A 22,144-nucleotide genomic window follows, 5' to 3' on the forward strand; every position below is an offset into this window, starting at 1 on the left:
CCCTTTGGACCGTTTGAGCCCCTCCTCCGAGGGCCTGTCGTTCATGTGCCGCGCTAGGCGGCGAGCTCCTCCAGATCTGCGCGCGTCACCGGCTCCGGCGACGCGATGAGTTTGCGGGCCCGCATATGGGCCCGCGCGTTGTCGACGGTCTCGATCGCGGCAAGCCCGCGTTCGTCGAACCGGCCCACGATCCCCGCGGCGATCTCCTCCTCCGCCGCATCGGGGGTCGCATAGCCCGCGATCTGCAATTTGCACGCGCCCTGATCCGACCAGAACCACGGCAGCGCGCCGTAAGCGTCGGTGTCGCCCTTCGCGATCCGCTTCGCAATGAGCCGCGCGTGATCGGTGGCGGCCTGCACGCTCTCGAGCCGGATATGCACGCGACCGCGCGGATCGGGGAAGCTCGCGCAATCGCCGAGCGCCGAAATCGCAGGGTCTGAGGTCAGAAGCCGGGCATCCGTCTTCACGCCGTTGTCTATCGCGAGCCCCGCCGCCTCGGCCAGTTCCACATTCGGGCGCACGCCCGCCGCCACCAGCACGAAATCGGCGGCGATCGCGGTCCCATCGGCCAGCGTCACGCCCGAAGGCTCCACTGCTACGGCGGGCTGGCCCAGATGAAGTGCGTTGCCCCAACCGCGATGCAGATCGGCGAAATGCTCCGACATCCGCTGCGAGACCGCGCGGGCCATCAGGCGCGGGGCGGCCTCGATGACCGCGACCTCATGGCCGAGCTTGCGCGCGACGGCTGCGAATTCCAACCCGATGAAACCGCCGCCGATCACCGCGATGCGGGTCGGTTGGTCGAGTTTCTCGCGCAGGCGCTGCGCGTCGGCCAGCGTGCGCAGATCGCAGGCATGGGCGATCCCCTCGATCGGCGGGCGCAGGTTGCGCGTCCCGGTCGCGAGGATCAGATGGTCATAGGGCAGGGACTGCTCGGCCCCGTCGCGCAGGACGCTCAGCCGCTGCGCCGCGCGGTCGATCGCCTCCACCCGCGCGCCCGGCAGGTAGTCGATCCGCTTGGTGTCGAAGAAACTCTCGGGGCGCAGGTAGAGCGCCTCGGCCTTGCCGTCCTGCAGATAGACCTTCGAGAGCGGCGGGCGCTGATAGGGCAGGCCCGGCTCGTCGCCGATCAGGGTGATCGCGCCCTCGAAGCCGTTCTGCCGCAGGCTGATCGCCGCCTGCAGACCGCCTTGGCCCGCGCCGACTATCGTGACGCTCTCGGGGGTCAAAACTGTTCCTCGGGCAGATGGACCACGAGCCCGTCAAGCTCGGGCGTCAGCTTGATCTGGCACGACAGGCGAGACCGGTCGGTCACTTCCGAGGCTGCGCCTTCGAGCATGTCCTCCTCGCCGCTGCTGCGCGGTCCGACCCGGTCCGCCCATGCCTCGTCGACATAGCAATGGCAGGTCGCGCACATCATCGAGCCGCCGCATTCGCCGACGATCCCGTCGACATCGTTCGAGACCGCCGCATGCATCACGCTGTCGCCCTCATCGGCGTCGATATCGGTGCGGGTGCCGTCCTGAGCGACGTAAGTCACTTTAACCATTGAAATTCCTCCTCCTCTCTCCGATCCGCGCGGGGTCGGGTCAGTTCAGCTCCACCGGCAGGTTGATCGGTCCGCGGAACCCGAAGCCGCGCCAGATCACCGCGTCCGGGTCGGGCAGGCGCATATCGGGGAAGCGGTCGAACAGCAGCGGCAGGATGATCTTGCCCACCGTGCGCCGCGCGATATGGGCGCCCGCGCAATGGTGGGGACCGTTGCCGAAGGCCTGATGGGGGTTCTTGTCGCGGAAGACGAAATACTCCTCGCCATTCTCAAAGATGCTCTCGTCGCGATTGGCCGAGGCCTGGATCGTCATCACCGTATCGCCTTTCGGGATCTCGAAGCCGCCCAACTCGGTATCCTCGGTCACTAGCCGCGAGCTGGCCTGAATCGGCGCGACCCAGCGCACGCCCTCCTCGAAAGCCTTGCTCCACGCGCCCTCGGCACGCACCTGTGCCAGCTGGTCGGGATTGGTCAGGAGCCCGTAAAGGATCGTGGCCAGCGCGTCGCGCGGCTCGTTGATGCCGCCGCCGATCGCGATCTTGATATTGGCCCAGATCTGGCTCATCGGGATCGGATTATCGGCATTGAGCATCACCGAATAGGCCGAGCCGTCGGGCTCCGCGATCCGCTTCTCGCGCAGCTCGGTAAAGAGCGCGTCCATCTCGTCATTGGCCTTGTCTGAGATCGCGAAGGGCTCTGGCTGCCAGCCGAAGTTTCCCGCCCCGTCGATCAGGTGCTGCGACCAGCGCTGCATCTGCGCGTCGCTGGCCTCGGGGATGCCGAGGATATGCGCGAGGATGCGCGCGGCCAGAGGGCCGCAAAGCTCGGAGAACAGATCGACCATCTCGCCACGCGGCAGCCGCCCGACATATTCCTCGGCGAATTTCTGATAGAGCGGCCCCCAGTCCGACTGGATTTTCTTGGGCGTCAGCGCCGGCGCCATCGCCATGCGCTCGCGCAGATGCTCCTCGCCATCCTTGCGCATCAGGGTATGCGCGCGGAAGGCGGGCTTCATCGGCGTGTTGGGGTCGTCGCTGCTGAACAGCGTCGGATTGTCCTTCACCTGCTTGGTCAGCTCTGCCGTCGTCAGGAATGTGCGCCCGGCAGAGGCGACCCGCAGAACCGGGCTTTCAGCGCGTAATCTGCGATAGATCGGATAGGGATCCGTCGTCAGTTGCGCGAGCGTAATCTCCTCGTCCAGCGGTGCGAGCGCCATAGTTTCCTCCCGAAATCTCCTCCGGGGTCCTGACTAAAGGCTGCAGTAACTTGTAACAATAAGATGAATTTAGTATATATCATCAAATAATTTGATGGATCTCATGTCACAATCAACCACGTTCACCGGCAGGATCGATATCGCCGCGCTCGAGACGCTGCGGCTCGTCCATGAATTGGGCTCCTTCACGGCGGCCGCCGAGAAGCTCGACGTGAACCAGTCGGCGGTGAGCTACACGATCGCCAAGCTGCGTAGCTATTTTCAGGACCCGCTCTTCGTGCGCGAGGGCGGGCGGCAGGTCTCGACGGAGCGCTGCGAACATATCCTCCAGCAGGTGATCGAGATCCTCGAGAAGCTCGACGATGTCGCGCAGCCGGAGGAATTCGATCCCGCGCAATCGCGCGCCAAGGTGACGATCGCCTGCAATTATTACGAGCGCATCCTGATGATCCCGAAGATCGTCTCGGCCCTGCGCAAACAGGCGCCCCATCTCGAGGTAGAGGTGGTGAATGCGTTGGGCGACGGCCACCTGCGGCTTCTGCGGCGTGAGGCCGATGTTCTGGTCGGACCTTTCGCGCGCGGCGAGTCCGGTTTCCATTCGCGCAGGCTCTATACCGAGGAATATGCCTGTTTCATGGATCCGGGGCATCCGATGGCGGGGCAGGCGCTCGATGTGGACAGCTACCTTGCGCTCAACCATGTCTACATCAATTACGGCGGCGGCTGGAAATCGGCCTATATCCATGAACTCGAAGCCGCAGGCCATTCGCTGCGCCCGACGATCACGGTGCCAAGCCCGGCCGGGCTGGCCTCGCTGCTTGCCCAGTCGAACCTTGTCGCGACGATGCCCAGTCGGCTCGGCAAGACGATGGAGGGGCTCGTGCTCAACGAAAGCCCGTTTCCCGGCCCGTTCGACCTGTCGGTCGTCTGGACCGCGCGCAAGAACGATTCCGCCATCCATCGCTGGCTGCGCGAGGTGATCGTCGAGACCTGCCGCGGATAGGACCGCCGCGCCGCCCCGGCGCGGGCGGGCCTCAGACGCGCAGCGCGTCGGCGGGGTGCTCGACAGAGGGGTCCGTCTCCTCGGGCTCGGGCTCGGCGGTGCGGATGCCGAAATCCTCGAGCACGGCGAGGATCGCCGGGGTCACGAAGAGCGACAGCACCGTGGCCGCGCTCAGACCGAAGGCGAGGCTCGCCACGATCGGGCGCAGGAATTGCGCCTGCGTCGAGGTCTCCAGCAAAAGCGGGCCGAGCCCGACCACCGTCGTCAGCGAGGTCAGGAAGATCGCGCGGAAGCGGTCGCGCACGGCCTCCTTTCCGGCCTCGAGCATCGGCGTTCCGGTTGCACGTCTCTCGCCGATGAAGGCGTCGAGCAGGATCGCGTCGTTCACCACCACGCCCGCCAGCGTCGCCAGCCCCACGAGGCTCGGCAGCGAGAGCGGCAGGCCAAGCAGCACATGCCCCCACATCACGCCGATCAGGCTGAGCGGGATCGTCGCGATCACCGCGATGGGGCGGATGAAGCTGCCCATGTAGAAGGCCAGCAGCAGGTAGACCCCGACCGCGCCCGTCGTCATGAAACGCGCAAGCGAGGCGCCGGTGGTCGCGGTGTCCTGTTCCTCGCCCAGAACCTGCACCTTCACGTCGGGACGCTTTTGCGCAAGTTCGGGCAGGTAATCCGCCCGCATCGCCGCCATCAGCTCGCGCGAATTGGCCCGCGTCGGGTCGATCGTGCCCTGCACCGAGACCGCGCGCTGCCCGTTCACATGGGTGATCGTGGTGTAACCGCGCGTCTCGCTGACCGTCGCCACTGCAGACAGAGGCACCAGCGCGCCGTTCTTGCCGGGCACCCGCAGCGCCAGAACATCGCCGATAGCGCGCCGCTCGGAGGGCGCGAGCCGGGCCACGATATCGACCTGACCGCGAGCATCGGCGAAGCTCACTGCGCTGTCGCCCCGGAAGGCCGCACGCAGCTCACCCGCCAGCGCGGCAGGCGTCACACCCAGCAGATTGGCCACCGCCGGTTTCATCCGCACCACCAGCTCGGGCTTGCCCGGCTGCAGATCGAAGGTCACGTCACGCACCCCGTCGAAGCCGCGGAAGAAGCGGCGCAGCTCGCGCGCGGTAGTCGCCAGTTCGTCAAGATCCGGCCCGGTGACCAGCAGATCGATCGGTTTGCCGCCCGCGCCGCGCTCCTTGTCGGTGATCCGGAAGGCGGCCATGTCGGGCATCTTGCCGACCAACTGCTTCCAGCGATCGAGCACCGTGCCGACCTCGGTGGTGCGCGTTCCGGCAGGCAGCAGCGAGGCGCTCACGGTGGCCATGTTCGGCCCCGTGGTCGGGCTGTCGGCATTGCTGCCATAGGTGATCGTGTAGCTTCTGACGAGGGGCTGGCCGTCCGGCTGAGCGGGGCTCAGCTCGGCATCCATCTCCTTGAGCGCCTTGACGACCTTGCTCACCCGCGCCTCGGTCAGCGAGAGCGGCGCGCCCGCGGGCAGCAGAAGCCGCGCCTCGACCGTGTCGCTCTCCAAGGTTGGGAAGCTCTGGTATTTCAGGAACCCTCCGGTGAAGGGCGCGATCGAGAGCGCCACGACAAAGATAGCCAGCCCCAGCGTCAGGTAACGCCAACGCAGCGCGACCCCGGCAAGCGGCACGATGGCACGGTCGCGCAGCCGCTCGAAAGCGCCGTTGACCGCGCGTTGCACGGGGCCGGGGCGCATGTCGTGTTTCAGCGAGTGGCGCATATGCGCGGGCAGGATCAGGAAGGCCTCGATCAGGCTGACCGTCAGCGTGATCAGCAGCACGATCGGGATGTATTTCAGCAGCGCGCCGATATTTCCGGTCAGGAAACTGAGCGGCCCGATCACCATCGCGGTGGTCAGGAAAGACGCCAGAACGCCGGGAAAGACCTGCATCGTTCCTTTGACGGCGGCGACACGGGCGGGCTCTCCCGTTTGTCGCCTGCGCACGATGTTTTCCGAGATCACGATCGCATCGTCCATCAACAGACCCGTGGCGACCAACAGCGCCACCATCGTCATCATGTTGATCGTATAGCCCAGCATCTGCATCGCGAAGATCGCGCCGAGGAAGCTGATCGGTAGGCCCATCGCGACCCAGAAGGACATGCGCAGCCCGAAGAACAGCCACATCGCGACCAGCACGAGGATCAGGCCCTGCAGCCCGTTGACCCCGATGATGCGCAGGCGCTCGACGATGTTACGCGTGGAATCCGCCGAGATCGCGAGCTGGATATTGCCCGGCGCTTCGGCCTGTGCCTGTGCCATTTCGCGGTCGAGCGCGGCCCGCACCCGCAGCGCATCCTGAGAAGCGGTCTTCTGCACCGTGACGATGGCGGCGCGCTTGCCGTCGAAATAGGTGGCCTGCGAGGGATCGGCGAAGCCTTCGCGGATCTTCGCGACATCGCCCAAGCGCACCTCGCCGCCCGCGGCACTGCCCGCAATCGGGATCTGCGCCAGCTCGGCGGGCGTGCGTTTCTCGCCAAGGAAGCGCAGCGCCACTTCGCCCGAACGCCCCTCGATCGAGCCTGCGGGCATATCGAGGCTGTAACGCGCCAGCGTCGCGCCCACGGAACTCAGGTTAAGCCCGAAGCGCTCCAGCGCGGCGCGGTCGAACTCGATCGCGATCTCGCGGTCGGAAAAGCCGTTCACCGAGACCAGCGAGATCGCCGGGTCGGCGCGCAGCTGATCGGCGAAGCTCTGGGCATAGGCGTAGAGCACCGCCGGATCGTCCGGCCCGGTCACCGCCACCGACGAGACCGAGGCGGTGCGCTCGACGATCTGCACCACCGGATCGTCGGCCTTTTCGGGGAAGGAATTGATCCCGTCCACCGCATCCTTGATGTCGTTGTAGAAGCGCGTCATGTCGGCGCCCTCGATCATCTCGGCGGTGATCTGGGCGCTGTTGTCGCGTGCAAGGCAGGTCAGTTTCGCAAGGTTCTCGACCCGCGTCAGGACCGGATCGGTCACGGTGCAGATGCCGGTCTCGACCTCCGAAGGCGCGGCGCCGGGATAGGTGATGCGGACCGAGACATCAGAGGGCGGGGTCGCCGGGAAGGTGTCGCGCTGCAGGCTCGGCAGCGCCATCAGCCCGAGGCCCGCAATCGCGATCATCGCGATATTGGCCGCCGTGCGATGACCAGCAAAAAGCGCGATCATTGCGCATCTCCCGCGGGCTTGGCGGCGCTGTCTCCGCTCGGTGCGGCGTCGCCTTCGGGCGCGGTGCCCTTGCCGCCGCCGCCACCTCCGCCACCGCCACCGCTGCCCGGTTGCGGGCTGGTGGCCGTCTGGCCGAGCGCCTCGGCGGCGATCTCGGCCTTGCGCGCCTCATCCTCGGTCGCCTTTACCGTCATGCCCGGCACGGCGATGGAGGGATCGGTGACGACCAGCTTGTCGCCCGCTTTGAGCCCCTGCGCGATCACTGCCAGATCGCCCGAGACGAAGCTGGTCTTCACCGCGCGCTTCTCCAGCGTACCATCCTCGGACACCACCATCGCGGTGCCGCCAGCGACCGCCTCGGCGGGCACGACGAGCAGGCTTTGCTTTGGCGCGGCGAGCTCCACCGCGACGACCATGTTGCGCCGCAGGGGCGGGCGCTCGCCCGCCTGCGCCTGACCCAGCGGATCGTCGACGCGCACCACGACGGGCGCGCTTTGCGTGGTCTCGTCGATCGCCTCGCCCATCCGCTCGACCCGGGCCTTCCAGACAATGGGATGCTCGGGCTCGGGCAGGGTGACGCGCGCCTTTAGATCGGTGACCTTGGTGCCGTCGCCCGCGAGCCGGAGCAGGGGTCCCATCCGCCCGATCGGGAATTGCGCCGAGATATCGACCGCTGCGACGCCTTCGCCACTCAGCAGAACCTGACCGCGATTGACGTATTGGCCCAGATCCGCGTCGAGCGCGTTCACCCGCAGCTCAAAGGGCGCGGTGATCGTCGACAGCCCGATCGAGCGGTCGATCGTCGCCGCCTGCGTATCGAGCACCTCGCGTTCGGCCTCGTTCAGCTTCAGCTGGCTTTCGAGATCGGTCACCTTGGTCTGCGCGGTCAGCTGCTGGCGGCGCGCCGCGTCGAGCTGGGGCTGGGTGATCCGGCCCAGATCGTGCAGCGTCTTCTGGCGGTCGAGTTCGTCCTGGGCCAGCGCAAGATCGGAGCGCGCCAGCTCGAGGCTCGTGCGCACCGTGTCATCCTTGACCTTGGAGGCCGCGACCTGCGCCTCGAGACTGGCGCGCTGCAGCTTCAGATCGCTGTCGTCGATGGTGAAAAGCGGCGTGTCCTTGGCCACGATATCGCCCGGCGCGAGCGGCTTGGCGATGTCGCGGATCTCTCCCTCGATCCGGGCGACGGCGCGCCATTCGCGCACCGGCGCGACCGTGCCATAGCCGGTGACGCGCGGGATCATCTCGATCGGGGCGAGCGTGATCACCCGCACCAGCGCGGCGGGCCGGTTCGCCTCGCTCGGGCTGGGCAGAGATTTCAGATCGCCCGCAAAAACGATCGCGGCCACACCGAGCGCGGTCGGAACCGCCACCATCGCGAGCCGTGCGAGGCCCGTTCCAATTCCAACCATGACGTCCCTCTTCGCGCATGTCTTTTGACTACTTTTGCAAACCTGAGCGCCGGTAGCTAGCGCAAATGTGACGCAGGGTGGATCGCGCCCATTTGCGGCGAACTTTGTTGGCTTTCAGTGTTTTCCGGGAAGACGGTTTCGCACGGGGGCGCTCTTGGGCAGGCGTCCTGCGGGCGGCTGCTTGGCGTGCGTCGATCATGGTATGGGGGAGGGCCGCCGAAGCGGAAAAGGAAAGGCCGGGCGCGCGCAGGACGCGCACCCGGCGGGGCAAGGCTGTTTAGCCTTTCACGATCATCCGATAGCGCAGCTGGTCGAAGATCACCGCGAAGATGAGCAACAGGCCGATGAGCACCATCTGCATGTAGGAGCTGACCTGCGCGAGGTTCATCCCGTTTTGCATCAGGATGATGAAGAACGCGCCGAGCACGACATTCTCCACCCGGCCGATCCCGCCGCGCAGCGAGACCCCGGCAATGACGCAGGCCGCGATGCTCTCCATAGCGATCGTGCCGCCGAGGTTCGCATCGCCGCTCTCGACGCGCGCGGTCAGCAGCAGGCCGGTCAGGGCCGCGATCACGGCGCAAAGCCCATAGACGAGGATCAGTGTGCCGCGGGTGTTGATCGCCGACAGATGGGCCGCCTTGATGTTGCCGCCCACGGCATAGATCCGGGCGCCGACGCGGGTGCGGGCCATCAGCACCCACATCACGATGATGGCGATCACGGCGATCACCACGGGCACGGGAACTCCGAACACCCGGCCGAAGCCGAACGTGTCGCCAAAGGCGAAGGGCAGGCCCGAGACCGGCACGCCCCCGGTCAGGAACAGCGCAAGCCCGGTCCCGACAGACGAGACACCCAGCGTCATGATGAAGGGCGAGACGTCGAACAGCGCGACGCCGATCCCGTTCACCGCGCCCACGATCAGCGCGACCGCGAAGCCTGCGAAAGCGCCGATCAGTATGACGAGCCAGATCGCATCGGGGAAGATTTGCGCGGCCCATGTCATCGCCAGCGCCGAGACGACGGAACTGAGCGCGATCACCGTGCCCACCGAGAGGTCGAAGCCCCCCGAGATCAGCACCAGCATCTGGCCCAGCGACACGAGCACCAGATAGACCGATTGCCGTGCCACGTTAATCAGGTTCTGCGGCGACAGGAAGTTCGGCGCGGCGAGGGTGAAGATCACGACGGCCGCGATGAGGAAGAACGGCAGCACGCCGAGCTTGATGAAGATACGCAGCGGCAGCGCCGCCAGCGACGGCTTGGAATTGGCCTGCATCATGCGGGGCTTCCTTCTGTGTCTTGGAGTGTCTGTTGGGAGGCGCCGGGCTGGTCGAAGAAATAGCGCAGGACGATGTCCTCGCGCAGGTCATCGCGCGGCAGCTCGGCGGTGATCTTGCCATTGGCGAGCACGATGGCGCGGTGGGCGAGGTTCATCACCTCGGGCAGATCCGACGAGATCACCACCACGGCCTTTCCGGCCTCGGCCAGTTCCGCGATCAGCCGGTAGAGCGCCGCGCGGGTGCCCATGTCGACGCCCACGGTCGGCTCGTCGAAGATGTAGAGATCGGCCTCATGCCCGAAGGCCTTGCCGAACAGCACCTTCTGCTGATTGCCGCCCGAGAGCTTGCCGACGACGCGGCTGCGGTAGCTTTCGTGCAGTTCGACATGGCCGAAGATTTCCGCCGCGCGGGTGCTCAACTGACGCGAGCGCAGCAGCGGGCCGCCTTCGGCCATCAGATCCATCACCAGATTGCCGCGCGGCGTCTCGGCGAGGATCAGGCCCTCGTGCTTGCGGTCGGGCGAGAGATACCACGCGCCCGCCTTCACCAGCTTGCGGGTCTGGGCGCCGGTGACGTCCCGGCCCTTGAAGCGGACCTGTCCGGCATGGGTCGGGTTGAGCCCCATCACCGAGCGGAACAGCCGCGACTTGCCCGAGCCCACGAGGCCCGCGACGCCCAGAACCTCGCCCCGGCGCACCTCGAAGGAAGCGTGATCGATACCGGGGGCACTGAGGTCTTGCACGTCGAGGACGACCTCGCCGGGCGTATGGGCGATCGTCGGGTAGATGTCGCGGATCTCGCGTCCGGCCATCATGTCCACGAGAGATTGCTCGGTCATCTCGGCCATCGGCGCGGTGCCGATATGCGCGCCGTCGCGCAGCACCGTCACGCGCTCGGCGATGCGCTCGAATTCATGCACGCGGTGCGAGATATAGATGATCCCCACACCTTCGGATTTGAGCCGCCCGATCACCTCGAAGAGCTGATCGACCTCGCGATCGGTCAGCGAGGCGGTAGGCTCGTCGAGGATCAGGACCGACAGATCGCCCTGCATCGCCTTGGCGATCTCGACCATCTGCTGCTGCGCCCGCGACAGGCGCGCCACGGTCAGATCCGGGTCGATGTCGAAGTCCAGATCGGTCAGGATCTGCTTTGCCCGCTGGCGCATCGCGCGCGGCGACAGGAAGGGGCCGACGCCCGGCTCGTGGCCCAGAAACATGTTCTGCGCCACGCTCATCGTCGGGATCAGCGAAAATTCTTGAAAAACGGTATGGATGCCTTTGGCCTGCGCATCGGCCACCGAGGCGAACTGGACCGGCTCGCCGCGCATCTCGATCGTGCCGGAGGTCGGGGTATTGGCGCCCGCCAGCAGCGAGATCATCGTCGATTTCCCCGCGCCGTTCTCACCGAACAGCACATGCAGCTCACCCGCATAGAGGTCGAAATCGACGGCATCGAGGGCGAGGACGCCCGGATAGGCTTTGCTCAGCCCATGCGCCTGTAGAAGCGGTTTGCTCGTCATTTGCTGTCTCCCAGGGCAGGAATTGGCGGCGCCGGCGGAAGGGGGAGGGCCGGCGCCGCGCGTCGTCAGTTCACCGAGAAGACCGGCTGGAAGCCGTCCGGCGGCAGCACCGCGGAACGCGGCGTGTCTTCGATATTGTCCTTGGTGATGACGAAGATCTTCGGACCGACATGTTTGACGTAGTCCTTGCCCTCGAGGATCCGCACCGCCTGATCGACTGCGATCCGGCCCTGGATGACCATCGAGTCCGCCGGGGCTGCCTCGATGAAGCCGCGCTGGATGCCGCTATAGACGCCGGGCGTCAGGTAGAAGGCGAGGTTGCCGACCTTGTCGGTCAGGCCGCGCTCGCGCAGCAGGCCCTGTGCCACTTCCGCGGTCACCGCGGTGCCCGCGATGTAGCTCACTTCCGGGTTCGCCTGCAGCACGTCTTCGACGAGCTTGAGCTGGGCTTCCTTGCCGGTGTCGCCATAGCGCGGCTCGAGCACTTTCACGGCCGAGCCTTTCACGGCTTCCATGAAGCCCTTGTTCGCGGCTTCGACCCAGCCTGCGCCTGCCGGGCCCGGGAACCAGCCGACGGTCACTTCGTCGCTGCCCTCGGGGTGCTTCTGCGCTAGGTAGGAGCCGATTTCCTTGCCCATCGTCTCGAAGGAGACGAGCGACTTGGCCGCGAGGTCGGGCGAGGACATGCCGTTGACAAGGTCGATGACCGGGATGTTCTTGTCGGCCAGTTCCTTCACGACCGAGTTCAGACCGTCATAGGAGATCGCCCCGATGATGACCGCCTGCGCGCCACCGGCGGCACAGTCCTCGATCTGGCTGATCTGCTTGGCGAGGTTGGTGTAGCCACCGGCCTCGACCACGTTCAGGCTGACGCCTTCGCGCTTGGCCTCTTCGGTCACGCCGTAATCGACGCCGAGCCAATAGGCGTCTTTCATGTGGGGGAAGGAGACGCAGATCTTGTAATCCTTGTCGGCCTTGGCCAGCGCCTCATATTCGATGGGCTGGGCGGTGCCATCGGCGGAGAAGGCCGGGACGACCTCTTCGGCGGGGTAGGGGAACCACGCATCCTCGGCCATGGCCGGGAGCGCGGCACACGTTGCGCCCAGAAGCGCGACGGATGTCAGGACATGTTTCATTGTTCAGAGACCTCTCTGTTGCTTGGTTTGATCGCGGGTTGACCCCGCTTGTGGAATAGCGTCGGCGCGGGGCACCCGGGATTTACCCGAGCGCGGCGCGGATCTTGTCGAGCCGTTCGCGGCGTGCGGTGCGCGCGGCCAGTGCCTGTTCCATGGTCACTTCGACGAAGCGCACCTTGGTGTTGGGTTGCAGCTGCCCGATCAGGTCCATATCGGCCGAGATCACCGCGCCGAGGGTGAAATACCCCCCGCCCGAGACCGCGTCGCGATGGAGCACTATGGGCTCCTGTCCGCCCGGCACCTGGATCGAGCCGTAGGAATAGCAGCCATCGACGATGTTCGACGGGTCGGAGCCCGCGCCGAAGGGCTGTTCACGCTCGACGAATTCCATCGGCGCGCCGCCGCGGAAGCGATAGCCCATCCGGTCCGCCTCGGGGGCGACGGTCCACTCGTCGGCGAAGAACTGCGCCTGCGAGGCCGGGGTCAGCCGGTGCCAGTAGAGGCCCGGGAGGACCCGCAGGCTGACCGGCGTCTCGACCGGGGCGAGCAGCGCCTTGTCGAGCGTGCGCTCGGTCATGTCCTTGGACTTGCCGACAGGGATCACGTCGTCCGCCGCAATGGCGCGGCCCTCGACCCCGCCAAGTGCGCCGATCGGATAGGTCGAGCGCGAGCCGAGTGCGCTCGGCGTGTCGATCCCGCCGCCGAAGGCGATGTAGATGCGCGCGCCGGATTTCAGGAAGCCGAAGCTCAGCGTCTGACCGGCCTTCACGACGAAGGAGGACCAGCTTTCGCGCGGCTCGCCATCGACCATGATCGGCATCTCGCCACCGGTGACGGCCACGAGCGTGTCATCCTCGAAACTCAGCTCCGGGCCCATGAAGACGGCTTCCAGACCGGCCTCGGCCTCGTCATTGCCGACCAGCATGTTGGCGACCCGCATCGCGAAGCGATCCATCGCGCCGCCTTCGGGAATGCCGAGATGGAAATAGCCCGGACGACCAAGATCCTGGATCGTCGTCGACAGGCCGGGTTTGACAACCTTAAACGCCATTGAGGGCCTCCATCAGTTTCGCATTGGTGCCCGCCATATCGGCGTTGAACGCTTCGAGATCGAAGGTCACTTCGGCAATGCGGGGGGTATAGGTGCCGTCTTTCACGGCGGCCTCGATCCGGTCGAACTCGGCGCGGTCGATCGGTTTCCACTTCACGATGTCGCCGGGTTTGAAGAAGACCATGAAGTCTTGCAGATAAGAGACGGTCTGGGTCGGATCGAAGATCGTCATCGGGGTGATGCCGAACATCTGGTAACCGCCCGCGCCGCGCACCGAGTAGATGCAGCCGAAGCAGCCGCCTATACCGACCGTGTGCTTGGGCGTGTCGGTCCGGGGGCGCAGGTATTTCGGCACCTCGATCTGCTTCTCGCGCTCGACGAGCTGGTAAAGGAAGGGCAAGCCCGCCACGAAACCCACCATCGACACGAACCACGGCTGCGAGTGATAGGCCTCGATGAAGGCCTCCACGCTGTCATAGCCGTTGATCCGCGCGGCATATTCGAGATCGGTCGCCTCCGGATCCTGATGGCGTTCGCGGAACCGCATCAGGGTTTCGTGGGTCCAGGGGTCCTGGAAATAGACCGGGACCTCGACGATCCTCGTGTCGAGGCGCTTCTCGCCGGCCTCGGCCTTGTGCTCGAGTTCCTTGATCCGCGCCATCATCTCGTCGGGCGAGATCACGTCGGGGTTGAAGCGCACTTCAAAGCTGGCATTGGCGGGGCAGATCTCGGTCACACCGGGAATGTTCGCCTCGGCCACGGCGTTGCGCAGCGACAGTGCTACGAAGAAGGCTTCGAGCGACATCTCCTCGTCGACCTCGACATAGACGTGCTCGTCGCCGCCAAAGGAATACCTTGTCTTCATGGGGATCTCCTATGCTGCGTCGGTTGCGGTGAGGTTGCCGGCATCGAGCCACGGCTCGAGCCATTGCGTATGGAAGTCGCCGGCGCGCACGCCCGGATCGGCGGCGAGCGCCAGATGCAGGGGCGTGGTGGTCTTCAGACCGCCGATTTCCAGGTCTTTCAGCGTCTCGGCCATCAGGTCGATCGCGGCCTCGCGGGTCGGCGCATGAACGATCATCTTGCCCAGAAGCGAGTCGTAGAAGGGCGGGATCTGATAGCCCTCATAGAGGAAGTGATCGAAGCGCAGACCGTTGCCTTCGGGGATCGACAGCGAGGCCACCTTGCCGGGGAAGGGCAGGAACTGCATCAGCGGATCCTCGGCATTGAGGCGCACCTCGATCGCGTGGCCCGTGCAGGTGATCTGATCTTGCGTGACGGGCAGCGTCTCGCCGCCCGCGATCAGCAGCATCATCGCGACCAGATCGAGCCCGGTGATCATCTCGGTCACGGGATGTTCGACCTGAATACGGGTGTTCATCTCGATGAAGTAGAACTCATCGGCGGCCGCATCGTAGAGATATTCGATCGTGCCCGCGCCGCGGTAGTTCACGGCTTCGGCCAGCGCGACCGCCGCGTTGCACATCGCCTCGCGGGTGGCGTCCGGCAGGCCGAAAGCGGGGGCTTCTTCCCAGACCTTCTGGCGGCGGCGCTGCAGCGAGCATTCGCGCTCGTAGCAATGGACCGCGGCCCCCGTGCCGTCACCGAGGATCTGCACCTCGATATGGCGCGGATTGACGATCACCTTTTCCAGATAGAGGCCACCGTCGCCGAAAGCCGCTTCGGCCTCGGCGCGGGCCTGCGGGGCGAGACGGGAAAGTTCGGCCGCGTCCTGCGCGATCCGGATGCCGCGACCACCACCACCGGCGGCGGCCTTGATCATCACCGGGTAGCCGATCTCGTCCGCCACGCGCAGGGCCTCGTCTGCCGAGATGCGCCCGTCAGAGCCGGGCACCGTCGGCACGTCAGCCTCTTTCGCGGCGATCCGGGCGGCGACCTTGTCGCCCATCCGCTCGATCGTCTCGGCCTTGGGGCCGACGAAGATCATCCCGGCGTCTTCCACGGCGCGGGCGAAATCGGCGTTCTCGGCGAGAAACCCGTAGCCCGGATGGACCGCATCGGCGCCCGCGTCTTTCGCGGCCGCCACGACGGCGGGGATGTTCAGGTAGGATTTCGCAGCCGGGGCAGGCCCGACACAGACCGCCTCATCGGCGAGCTTGACCGCCAGCATCTCGGCATCGGCCTCGGAATAGGCCTGCACCGTCTTGATGCCGAGCGATTGCGCAGCGCGGATGATCCGCACGGCGATCTCGCCCCGGTTTGCAATGAAGAGAGTTTCGATCGCCATTGGATCAGCCCATCTTCGCGAGCACATCGCCCGCCGAAACCGGCGTCGCATCCGCCGCGACATAGTCCGAGAAGGTGCCCGCGGCCTCGGCCTTCACCTCGATGAAGGTCTTCATCACCTCGATCAGCCCGATCGTGTCGCCGACCGTGACCGCGTCGCCCGCGGATTTGAACGGCGCCGAATTCGGGTCGGGCTTGTGGTAGAAAGTTCCGGGAAGCGGGGAAACGATATCCGTCATGGCTCTCTCCTGTCAGGTCTTTTCATTTTCAGCGAGAACCATCGCCGCGGGGGCAATGGTGACGCCGTTTTCTTGCAGTGCAGTCTTGATCGCGTGGCCGATTTCCAGCGCACCGGGCGTGTCCGAGTGGAAGCAGATCGACTCGAACTCCACCGTAATCGTCTTTCCGGTGACCGTCTCGACGGTGTTCTCGAGGCAGGCGCGTACGCATTTCGCGGCGAGCTTCTTGGGGTCGGGGGCGGAGACGTGGCGGGCGAAGACGATCGAGCCGCTGTCGTCATAGTCGCGGTCGGCATAGAACTCGCGCACGACCGGCTGACCGAGGCGCTTGGCGACCGCGTAGGTCTTCGAGATATCCATGCAGAACAGGATCAGCCCCGGCGCGTAGCGTTGCAGCGTCTCGACCAGATGGCGCGAGAGGTCCTCGTTGCGCGCGGCCTCCATGTAGAGCGCGCCGTGCGGTTTGACGTGCTGCAGCGGCACCCCGTAGCGGCGGCCGAATTCGCGCATCGCCCCCACCTGGTAGATGATGTCGTTCACCAGCTCCTCGGAGCTCGCGTTGATGTGGCGGCGCCCGAAACCTACGAGATCGCGATAGCCGGGATGCGCGCCGAGACCGACGGAATGCTGATGGCAGAGCTTCGCGACCCGGTTCATCTGCATCGGGTCGCCAGCGTGAAAACCGTTCGCGACATTGGCCGAGGAGATCAGCGGCATCAGCTGATCATCCGGCGCGCCAGCCATGGCCCAATGGCCGAAGCCTTCTCCGAGGTCACAGTTCAGGTCGATGAGTTTCGGCATGTCTCTTTCCAGATCTCTGTTGCAAGATCAGCTTTCGATAATGTGAACGACATGTAAAATTCTAATATCACCGACAGCTTTATCGTGTTAACCGATATAGATGGGTCGCGACGTCAGGCGTAACCCATTGAAAAATAGAACGCTGATTTTGCGCTGTGCAGATTGCGAACGTTGGGTATCTGAAATGGTGGGATGCCATTATCGGAAAATCCGAAAGGAGACGGCATGAACTTCCGTCAGCTCAAGTATTTCGTGGCCACCGCCGAGACCGGACAGGTCAGCCGGGCGGCCAACGAACTCTCGATTTCCCAGTCCTCGGTGACCACCGCGATCCGCGAGCTTGAGGCCGAGATGGATACCGAGCTTTTCACCCGGACCTCGCACGGGATGGAGCTGACCCAATCCGGGCGCGAGTTGCTGGGCCTGTCCTACGATATCCTCACCAAGCTCGACGAGGCGGTGAATATCCGCGAGCGCAGCTCCGGCGTCACCGGGCGGGTTCTCGTCGCGACCACCTACACGGTGATCGGATATTTCCTGCCCTATCATCTGGGGCGGCTGGCGCGGTTGCATCCCAATCTCGATATTCAGCTCCACGAGCTGAACCGCGAGGCGGTGGAGGAAGGGCTGCTGTCGAACCGCTTCGACATCGCGATCGTGCTGACCTCGAACGTGATGAACCCGGAACTGGAGAGCGAGACGCTGATGCGCTCGCCCCGCAGGCTCTGGCTGCCGCAAGGCCATCGGCTGGCGAACCTGCGCAGCGTCGATTTCAAGGAGATCGCCGACGAGGACTATATCATGCTCACCGTCGACGAGGCGGCGAACACGACGATGAAATACTGGAACTTCGGTTCGACCCAGCCGCGCGTGAAGCTGCGCACCTCGTCGATCGAGGCCGTGCGCTCGATCGTGGCGAACGGGCAGGGGGTAACCGTGCTCTCCGACATGGTCTATCGGCCCTGGTCTCTCGAGGGCAAACGCATCGTGACGGTCGAAACCGATCCGCCGGTTCCGACGATGGATGTCGGCCTGGCGTGGCGCCGCGGGGCCGAGCTGTCTCCGGGCGCGGTCGCGCTCTACGATTACTTCCGGCTGACCTTCGACAGCTCGCTGACGCTGAACAGCTGAGCCAAGGCGATCGAGGGATCGCGCGCAATCGACGGCTTTAGAAGTCGTTCCTGCCAAACAGACTGCCGCCCGGTTCCCCGGCATGATCGTGCGCAGGATTTTCGACCTTTGAGCGGGGTTTCTCCGAGCCCGCGGGGGCTCAGGAACGGTCCTCACCCCGCGGTGTTCTCTGTCTGCCGGCCGACGGTCGGCGCATATAATGGAAGGAGAACACTATGACCTACACCATCAAGTCGATCGCCATCGCGGGACTTCTGGCCGGTGCCGCGCCCGTTGCGGCCCTCGCTCAGGCTGACGTCTCGACGGAAACGAACGGCGCCGCATCGGTTGCGGCACAGGGTGCAGGCGCTGAGGTCGGCGCGAGCGCGGATATGGGCGCTTCGGCAGAGGCCGGAACCAATGCCGGCATGGGTCAAGATGGGTCGGTGACGACCTATGGGCAGCTCATCGCGGGCCTGAAGGCCAACGGGGAGGCCTCCACCGAGCAGTTCGCCGATTATGAAGTGGGCACCGATGGCAATGCGGAGATCGTCGCGCTTTCCGACCTGAAAGGCGCAGGCGCAGAGAATGGCTCCGCCGCGCTCGAGAACGCGATGAGCGCCGACGTGGATGCCGATTACAGCCAGCTTCCCAGCAGCGTCTTCGACGGCACCGGCTACACGGCCGAGGATGTCGCCGCCGCCTATATCGACGCCGACGGCAATCTGGTCGTGGTGGTCGACGGCCAAGCCTGATCGCCTTTGAAACGGATCGTCCCGGAGCCCCCTGTCGCACGCGGCAGGGGGCTTTCGCATTTCTGCGGCGGACGTGCTCTCAGAACGCCCAGTCCTCGTCCTCGGTCGCGACGGCCTTGCCGATCACGTAGCTCGACCCCGAGCCCGAGAAGAAGTCGTGGTTCTCGTCCGATCCGGGCGAGAGGGCGGCGAGGATCGCGGGGTTCACGCGGGTGGCCTCGTCGGGGAAGAGCGCCTCGTAGCCGAGGTTCTGCAGCGCCTTGTTGGCGTTGTAATGCAGGAAATGCTTCACATCCTCGGTCAGGCCCAGACCGTCATAGAGCTGCTCGGTATAGCGGCCCTCGATGTCATAGAGATCGAACATCAGCGAGAAGGCGAAATCCTTGATCTCGGCGCGCTCGGCCTCGGTCACATGCTCCAGCGCGCGCTGGAACTTGTAGCCGATGTAATAGCCGTGGATCGCCTCGTCGCGGATGATCAGCCGGATCAGGTCCGCGGTGTTGGTCAGGCGCGCGCGGCTCGACCAGTGCATCGGCAGGTAGAAGCCCGAATAGAACAGGAAGCTCTCGAGGAAGACGCTCGCGAGCTTGCGCTTGAGCGGGCTCGCCGTCGCGTCGTATTCGTCGAGGATCAGCCGCGACTTCGCCTGCAGATGCGGGTTCTCCTGCGACCAGCGGAAGGCCTCGTCGACCTCTGCGGTGTTGCACAGCGTCGAGAAGACAGAGGAATAGCTGCGCGCATGGACCGCCTCCATGAAGGCGATGTTGGACAGCACGGCTTCCTCGTGGGGCGTCGAGGCATCCGCCATCAGCGCGGGCGCGCCGACCGTGTTCTGGATCGTGTCCAGCAGCGTCAGCCCGGTGAAGACCCGGATCGTGAGCGTCTGTTCGTCCTCGGTCAGTTGCGACCAGCTTTGAATGTCATTCGACAGCGGCACCTTCTCGGGCAGCCAGAAATTCGACGTGAGCCGGTTCCAGACCTCCAGATCCTTGTCGTCCTGAAGGCGGTTCCAGTTGACGGCACGGGGGACGGGGCGCGGAACGGGGCGGGGCGTGTGCAGATCTTTCATGGCGGGCCTCACAGGGAACAGGAAACGCAGCCCTGCACCTCGGTCCCCTCAAGGGCCGCTTGGCGCAGGCGGATGTAGTAGATGGTCTTGATGCCACGCCGCCAGGCGTAGATCTGGGCGCGGTTGATGTCGCGGGTGGTGGCCTCGGCGGGGAAGAACAGCGTCAGAGAGAGCCCCTGATCGACATGCTCGGTCGCCGCCGCATAGGTGTCGATGATCGCCTCGGGGCCGATCTGATAGGCGTCGCGGTAGAACTCCAGATTGTCGTTCGTCATGTAGGGCGCGGGGTAATAGACCCGGCCGATCTTGCCTTCCTTGCGGATCTCGATCTTCGCGGTGATCGGGTGGATCGAGGCGGTGGCGTTGTTGATATAGCTGATCGAGCCGGTGGGCGGCACGGCTTGCAGGTTGCGGTTCCACAGGCCGGTCTCCATCACCCGGTCGCGCAGGGCGGCCCAGTCGTCGCGCGAGGGCAGGGTGATCCCGAAGCGCTTGAACAGGGCCACGACGGCCTCACTCTCAGGCAGCCAGTCGCGGGTGACGTATTTTTCGAAGAAGCTGCCATCGGCATAGGCGGAGGTCTCGAACCCCTTGAAGCTGCGGCCATGCTCGGCGGCCAGCCGGTTAGACTCCGCCAGCGCGTGATAGGCCACGGCGGCGAAATAGACGGAGGTGAACTCGATCCCTTCGGGGCTGCCGTAATGGATGCGCTCGCGGGCGAGGAAACCATGCAGGTTCATCTGGCCCAAGCCGATCGCGTGGCTTTCCTCGTTGCCCTTGCGGATGGAGGGGACGGCGTTGATCGCGTTCATCTCCGACACCGCCGAGAGCGCCCGGATCGCAGCCCCGACGCTCGCGCCGAGATCGCCGCCATCCATCACTTTCGCGATGTTGAGCGAGCCCAGATTACACGAAATATCGGTGCCCATCTGCGCATAGCCCAGATCCTCGTCGAACTCCGACGGCTCGGCCACCTGCAGGATTTCCGAGCACAGGTTCGACATGGTGATCCGCCCCGCGATCGGGTTGGCGCGGTTCACCGTGTCCTCGAACATGATGTAGGGATAGCCGCTCTCGAACTGGATTTCGGCCAGTGTCTGGAAGAAGGCGCGGGCGTTGATCTTGCGTTTGCGGATGCGCGCGTCGTCGACCATCTCGTGATATTTCTCGGTGACCGAAATCTCCGAGAAGGCGCAGCCATAGACCCGCTCCACGTCATGGGGCGAGAAAAGATACATCTCCTCGTTTTTCTTCGCGAGCTCGAAGGTGATATCGGGGATCACCACGCCGAGGCTCAGCGTCTTGATCCGGATCTTCTCGTCCGCATTCTCGCGCTTGGTGTCGAGGAAACGCAGGATGTCGGGGTGATGCGCGTGCAGATAGACCGCGCCCGCGCCCTGACGCGCGCCCAGCTGGTTGGCGTAGCTGAAGCTGTCTTCGAGCAGTTTCATCACCGGGATCACGCCCGAGGACTGGTTCTCGATCCCTTTGATCGGCGCGCCGTATTCGCGGATATTGGTCAGCATCAGGGCCACGCCGCCGCCGCGTTTCGACAGTTGCAGCGCCGAGTTGATGCCGCGCCCGATGCTTTCCATGTTGTCTTCCAGCCGCAGCAGGAAGCAGGAGACGAACTCGCCCCGCGCTGTCTTGCCTGCGTTGAGGAAGGTGGGCGTCGCGGGCTGGAAACGCCCCGCCAGCATCTCTTCCATCAGCCGCATCGCCAGCGCCTCGTCGCCGCGCGCCAGCGTCAGCGCCACCATCACCACCCGGTCCTCGTAGCGTTCGAGATATCGCTGCCCGTCGCGGGTCTTCAGCGTGTAGGAGGTGTAATATTTGAAAGCGCCGAGGAAGGTCGGAAAGCGGAACTTGGCGGCAAAGGCCGCCTCCCAGATCGCGCGCTGGAAGTAGCGCGAATACTGATCGAGCACGGCGGCGTCGTAATAGCCTTCCTCCACCAGATAGCCGAGCTTTTCATCCAGCGAATGGAAAAACACCGTGTTCTGGTTCACATGGCGCAGGAAATATTGCCGCGCCGCCATCCGGTCGGCGTCGAAGCGGATATTTCCTTCCGCGTCATAGAGATTGAGCATCGCGTTGAGCGCGTGGTGATCAAGCCCCGCGAATTCCGAGGCCGCGGCCCCGCTCGGTGTCACGTCGCTGTCGAGCATTCCTGCCTCCAGAAGGTTTCGAGACCCGCGCGCACGCGGGCGATGTCACTGTCCGTGCCCGCCAGTTCGAACCGGTAGAGCACGGGAATATTGCATTTGCGCGCAAGCAGATCGCCCGCGCAGGCGAAGAGCGCGCCGAAATTCCGATTGCCGCTGGCGATGACGCCGCGCAGGCCCGCGCGGCGGGTGGGATCGTTGAGAAAGGCGATGACCGGTTTCGCGACCGCGCCGCGCCCCTTGCCGTCGGCATAGCTCGGGCAGATCAGCACATAGGGGCCGGAGGGCGTCGGCATCGGGGCGTCTGCCGAGACGGGTAAGCGCTGCGCGGGCAGGCCCAGCCGCTCCACGAAGCGCTGCGTGTTCCCCGATGCCGAAGAGTAATAGATCAGCCGTGCCTGTCCCATCGCG

Annotated in this window: 19 protein-coding genes; 3 read left to right on the plus strand and 16 right to left on the minus strand. The window is 65.2% G+C overall.

The genetic code is table 11. The features are described 5' to 3' along the window. Nucleotides 1–53 precede the first annotated feature (53 nt). From AXZ77_RS08200 to AXZ77_RS08210, 3 genes are read right to left on the minus strand one after another with little or no spacing between them, the layout of a single operon-like run. Entirely contained in the window at nucleotides 54–1,229 is a 1,176-nt protein-coding gene (locus AXZ77_RS08200; protein ID WP_098410768.1) for an NAD(P)/FAD-dependent oxidoreductase, read from the minus strand. After that, the gene (locus AXZ77_RS08205) at nucleotides 1,226–1,549 is read right to left on the minus strand and encodes a 2Fe-2S iron-sulfur cluster-binding protein (RefSeq protein ID WP_098410769.1); all 324 of its coding nucleotides are present in this window, start codon (nucleotides 1,547–1,549) and stop codon (nucleotides 1,226–1,228) included. Before AXZ77_RS08205 ends, AXZ77_RS08200 begins: the two co-directional genes overlap by 4 nt. 40 nt (nucleotides 1,550–1,589) lie before the next feature. Further along, nucleotides 1,590–2,765 carry a cytochrome P450 gene (locus AXZ77_RS08210; RefSeq protein ID WP_098410770.1) on the minus strand — a complete coding sequence of 392 codons (1,176 nt, stop codon included), beginning with the start codon at nucleotides 2,763–2,765 and terminating at the stop codon, nucleotides 1,590–1,592. A gap of 103 nt (nucleotides 2,766–2,868) precedes the next feature. On the opposite strand from AXZ77_RS08210, the gene AXZ77_RS08215 reads away from it, so the two are divergent. Further along, entirely contained in the window at nucleotides 2,869–3,768 is a 900-nt protein-coding gene (locus AXZ77_RS08215) for a LysR family transcriptional regulator (protein ID WP_098412480.1), read from the plus strand. Nucleotides 3,769–3,799: 31 nt separating this feature from the next. Here AXZ77_RS08215 and AXZ77_RS08220 read toward each other — a convergent pair whose 3' ends face one another. The 10 genes from AXZ77_RS08220 to AXZ77_RS08265 form a co-directional block, all read right to left on the minus strand. Continuing rightward, nucleotides 3,800–6,943, minus strand: a complete 3,144-nt coding sequence (locus AXZ77_RS08220; protein WP_098410771.1) for an efflux RND transporter permease subunit — start codon at nucleotides 6,941–6,943, stop codon at nucleotides 3,800–3,802. Beyond that, nucleotides 6,940–8,352: an efflux RND transporter periplasmic adaptor subunit gene (locus AXZ77_RS08225; RefSeq protein WP_098410772.1), complete on the minus strand. Its 1,413-nt coding sequence runs from the start codon at nucleotides 8,350–8,352 to the stop codon at nucleotides 6,940–6,942. The genes AXZ77_RS08220 and AXZ77_RS08225 overlap by 4 nt, the downstream gene beginning before the upstream one ends. Nucleotides 8,353–8,629: 277 nt before the next feature. Continuing rightward, nucleotides 8,630–9,637 (minus strand): ABC transporter permease, encoded by a 1,008-nt coding sequence (locus AXZ77_RS08230; protein ID WP_255266439.1) that lies wholly within the window; start codon nucleotides 9,635–9,637, stop codon nucleotides 8,630–8,632. Then, nucleotides 9,634–11,160 (minus strand): sugar ABC transporter ATP-binding protein, encoded by a 1,527-nt coding sequence (locus tag AXZ77_RS08235; RefSeq protein WP_098410773.1) that lies wholly within the window; start codon nucleotides 11,158–11,160, stop codon nucleotides 9,634–9,636. The genes AXZ77_RS08230 and AXZ77_RS08235 overlap by 4 nt, the downstream gene beginning before the upstream one ends. A gap of 65 nt (nucleotides 11,161–11,225) precedes the next feature. Next, nucleotides 11,226–12,296, minus strand: a complete 1,071-nt coding sequence (gene torT, locus AXZ77_RS08240; protein ID WP_098410774.1) for a TMAO reductase system periplasmic protein TorT — start codon at nucleotides 12,294–12,296, stop codon at nucleotides 11,226–11,228. An 82-nt stretch (nucleotides 12,297–12,378) separates the two neighbouring features. Beyond that, on the minus strand, nucleotides 12,379–13,347 hold the full coding sequence (locus tag AXZ77_RS08245) for a biotin-dependent carboxyltransferase family protein (RefSeq protein WP_078545609.1): 969 nt from the start codon (nucleotides 13,345–13,347) through the stop codon (nucleotides 12,379–12,381). Then, nucleotides 13,337–14,212, minus strand: a complete 876-nt coding sequence (locus tag AXZ77_RS08250; RefSeq protein ID WP_078540024.1) for an allophanate hydrolase subunit 1 — start codon at nucleotides 14,210–14,212, stop codon at nucleotides 13,337–13,339. The genes AXZ77_RS08245 and AXZ77_RS08250 overlap by 11 nt, the downstream gene beginning before the upstream one ends. 9 nt (nucleotides 14,213–14,221) lie before the next feature. Then, nucleotides 14,222–15,595, minus strand: a complete 1,374-nt coding sequence (locus AXZ77_RS08255; protein ID WP_098410775.1) for an acetyl-CoA carboxylase biotin carboxylase subunit — start codon at nucleotides 15,593–15,595, stop codon at nucleotides 14,222–14,224. Between the two features lie 4 nt (nucleotides 15,596–15,599). Beyond that, nucleotides 15,600–15,833, minus strand: coding sequence for an acetyl-CoA carboxylase (locus AXZ77_RS08260; RefSeq protein ID WP_098410776.1), 234 nt, complete (start codon nucleotides 15,831–15,833; stop codon nucleotides 15,600–15,602). Nucleotides 15,834–15,845: 12 nt separating this feature from the next. Next, nucleotides 15,846–16,634: a 5-oxoprolinase subunit PxpA gene (locus AXZ77_RS08265; RefSeq protein ID WP_078569730.1), complete on the minus strand. Its 789-nt coding sequence runs from the start codon at nucleotides 16,632–16,634 to the stop codon at nucleotides 15,846–15,848. Nucleotides 16,635–16,859: 225 nt separating this feature from the next. Here AXZ77_RS08265 and AXZ77_RS08270 point away from each other — a divergent pair, with 225 nt between their 5' ends. Further along, entirely contained in the window at nucleotides 16,860–17,765 is a 906-nt protein-coding gene (locus AXZ77_RS08270) for a LysR family transcriptional regulator (protein ID WP_078545613.1), read from the plus strand. Between the two features lie 215 nt (nucleotides 17,766–17,980). Then, nucleotides 17,981–18,499: a hypothetical protein gene (locus AXZ77_RS08275; protein ID WP_098410777.1), complete on the plus strand. Its 519-nt coding sequence runs from the start codon at nucleotides 17,981–17,983 to the stop codon at nucleotides 18,497–18,499. Nucleotides 18,500–18,578: 79 nt separating this feature from the next. Here the strand turns inward: AXZ77_RS08275 and nrdF are convergent, their stop codons facing one another. The 3 genes from nrdF to nrdI are packed head-to-tail and all read right to left on the minus strand — an operon-like array spanning nucleotide 18,579 to nucleotide 22,140. Continuing rightward, the gene (gene nrdF, locus AXZ77_RS08280; protein WP_098410778.1) at nucleotides 18,579–19,568 is read right to left on the minus strand and encodes a class 1b ribonucleoside-diphosphate reductase subunit beta; all 990 of its coding nucleotides are present in this window, start codon (nucleotides 19,566–19,568) and stop codon (nucleotides 18,579–18,581) included. A gap of 8 nt (nucleotides 19,569–19,576) precedes the next feature. Then, a complete protein-coding gene (nrdE, locus tag AXZ77_RS08285) occupies nucleotides 19,577–21,736 on the minus strand; it encodes a class 1b ribonucleoside-diphosphate reductase subunit alpha (RefSeq protein ID WP_098410779.1) in 2,160 nt (719 codons plus the stop codon). Next, a complete protein-coding gene (nrdI, locus tag AXZ77_RS08290; protein WP_098410780.1) occupies nucleotides 21,718–22,140 on the minus strand; it encodes a class Ib ribonucleoside-diphosphate reductase assembly flavoprotein NrdI in 423 nt (140 codons plus the stop codon). Before nrdI ends, nrdE begins: the two co-directional genes overlap by 19 nt. Nucleotides 22,141–22,144: the final 4 nt, after the last annotated feature.

The organism is Thioclava sp. ES.031, from assembly GCF_002563775.1.
In the GTDB taxonomy this organism is placed as follows: domain Bacteria; phylum Pseudomonadota; class Alphaproteobacteria; order Rhodobacterales; family Rhodobacteraceae; genus Thioclava.

Excerpts from the sequence above, each read along its gene's own strand:
- AXZ77_RS08210 (WP_098410770.1), bottom strand. The coding sequence starts at position 2,765 with ATGGCGCTCGCACCGCTGGACGAGGAGATTACGCTCGCGCAACTGACG.
- nrdF (WP_098410778.1), bottom strand. The coding sequence starts at position 19,568 with ATGAAAGATCTGCACACGCCCCGCCCCGTTCCGCGCCCCGTCCCCCGT.
- AXZ77_RS08260 (WP_098410776.1), bottom strand. The coding sequence starts at position 15,833 with ATGACGGATATCGTTTCCCCGCTTCCCGGAACTTTCTACCACAAGCCC.
- AXZ77_RS08255 (WP_098410775.1), bottom strand. The coding sequence starts at position 15,595 with ATGGCGATCGAAACTCTCTTCATTGCAAACCGGGGCGAGATCGCCGTG.
- AXZ77_RS08215 (WP_098412480.1), top strand. The coding sequence starts at position 2,869 with ATGTCACAATCAACCACGTTCACCGGCAGGATCGATATCGCCGCGCTC.
- AXZ77_RS08220 (WP_098410771.1), bottom strand. The coding sequence starts at position 6,943 with ATGATCGCGCTTTTTGCTGGTCATCGCACGGCGGCCAATATCGCGATG.
- AXZ77_RS08225 (WP_098410772.1), bottom strand. The coding sequence starts at position 8,352 with ATGGTTGGAATTGGAACGGGCCTCGCACGGCTCGCGATGGTGGCGGTT.
- nrdE (WP_098410779.1), bottom strand. The coding sequence starts at position 21,736 with ATGCTCGACAGCGACGTGACACCGAGCGGGGCCGCGGCCTCGGAATTC.
- AXZ77_RS08250 (WP_078540024.1), bottom strand. The coding sequence starts at position 14,212 with ATGAAGACAAGGTATTCCTTTGGCGGCGACGAGCACGTCTATGTCGAG.
- torT (WP_098410774.1), bottom strand. The coding sequence starts at position 12,296 with ATGAAACATGTCCTGACATCCGTCGCGCTTCTGGGCGCAACGTGTGCC.
- AXZ77_RS08230 (WP_255266439.1), bottom strand. The coding sequence starts at position 9,637 with ATGATGCAGGCCAATTCCAAGCCGTCGCTGGCGGCGCTGCCGCTGCGT.
- AXZ77_RS08275 (WP_098410777.1), top strand. The coding sequence starts at position 17,981 with ATGACCTACACCATCAAGTCGATCGCCATCGCGGGACTTCTGGCCGGT.
- nrdI (WP_098410780.1), bottom strand. The coding sequence starts at position 22,140 with ATGGGACAGGCACGGCTGATCTATTACTCTTCGGCATCGGGGAACACG.
- AXZ77_RS08270 (WP_078545613.1), top strand. The coding sequence starts at position 16,860 with ATGAACTTCCGTCAGCTCAAGTATTTCGTGGCCACCGCCGAGACCGGA.
- AXZ77_RS08265 (WP_078569730.1), bottom strand. The coding sequence starts at position 16,634 with ATGCCGAAACTCATCGACCTGAACTGTGACCTCGGAGAAGGCTTCGGC.
- AXZ77_RS08205 (WP_098410769.1), bottom strand. The coding sequence starts at position 1,549 with ATGGTTAAAGTGACTTACGTCGCTCAGGACGGCACCCGCACCGATATC.
- AXZ77_RS08245 (WP_078545609.1), bottom strand. The coding sequence starts at position 13,347 with ATGGCGTTTAAGGTTGTCAAACCCGGCCTGTCGACGACGATCCAGGAT.
- AXZ77_RS08235 (WP_098410773.1), bottom strand. The coding sequence starts at position 11,160 with ATGACGAGCAAACCGCTTCTACAGGCGCATGGGCTGAGCAAAGCCTAT.